The sequence below is a fragment of the Moraxella porci DSM 25326 genome (genome assembly GCF_002014855.1).
GTDB classification, from domain to species: Bacteria; Pseudomonadota; Gammaproteobacteria; order Pseudomonadales; family Moraxellaceae; genus Moraxella; species Moraxella porci.
In genome coordinates this window covers 1-593 of the sequence record NZ_MUYV01000023.1, presented here as the reverse complement: position 1 = coordinate 593, position 593 = coordinate 1, and the positions used below count along the sequence as shown (strand labels likewise).

Genomic DNA, 593 nt, shown 5'->3' with positions numbered 1-593 from the left:
TTCGGCAGCTGATTTACTACAAATACACCCAAATTCAGCAGCTTTATTCTATCATAAAATCAGACTTGTGATAGAATACCATCTTAATCTTGAGGCTAAAGAATTGTTTGATGGCGAAATAGAGCTTGATGAAAGCTATTTTGGCGGCATTCGCAAAGGCAAGCGTGGTCGTGGCGCTGGTGGTAAAACAGCTGTCTTCGGTCTTTTAAAACGCAACGGTAAAGTCTTTGTGGTTGTGGTTAAAGACACCAAGACTAACACGCTAATGCCTATCATCACAAGCAAAATCAAGCCTGATAGTATTGTTTATACAGACTGCTACAAAAGCTATAATGCTCTTGATGTAAGTGATTTTAAGCATTTTAGAATTAACCATTCCAAAGAATTTGCAAAAGACCATAATCACATCAACGGCATTGAGAATTTCTGGTCGCAAGCCAAGCGTGTTTTAAGAAAGTACAATGGCATTGACAAGAAACACTTTCATCTTTTTATCAAAGAATGTGAGTTTCGTTTTAACTATGGTACACCATCTAATCAGCTTAAAGTATTGAGAAGATGGTGTGGGATTTAGGCTAATCTAGTACAGCCCC

At 37.9% G+C, this 593-nt stretch carries 1 protein-coding gene; it reads left to right on the top strand.

The genetic code is table 11. From position 1 onward, the window contains the following. Positions 1 to 574, top strand: a 574-nt coding sequence (locus B0681_RS10190; protein WP_078318611.1) for an IS1595 family transposase, incomplete at its 5' end; no start/stop codon positions are given. Positions 575 to 593: the final 19 nt, after the last annotated feature.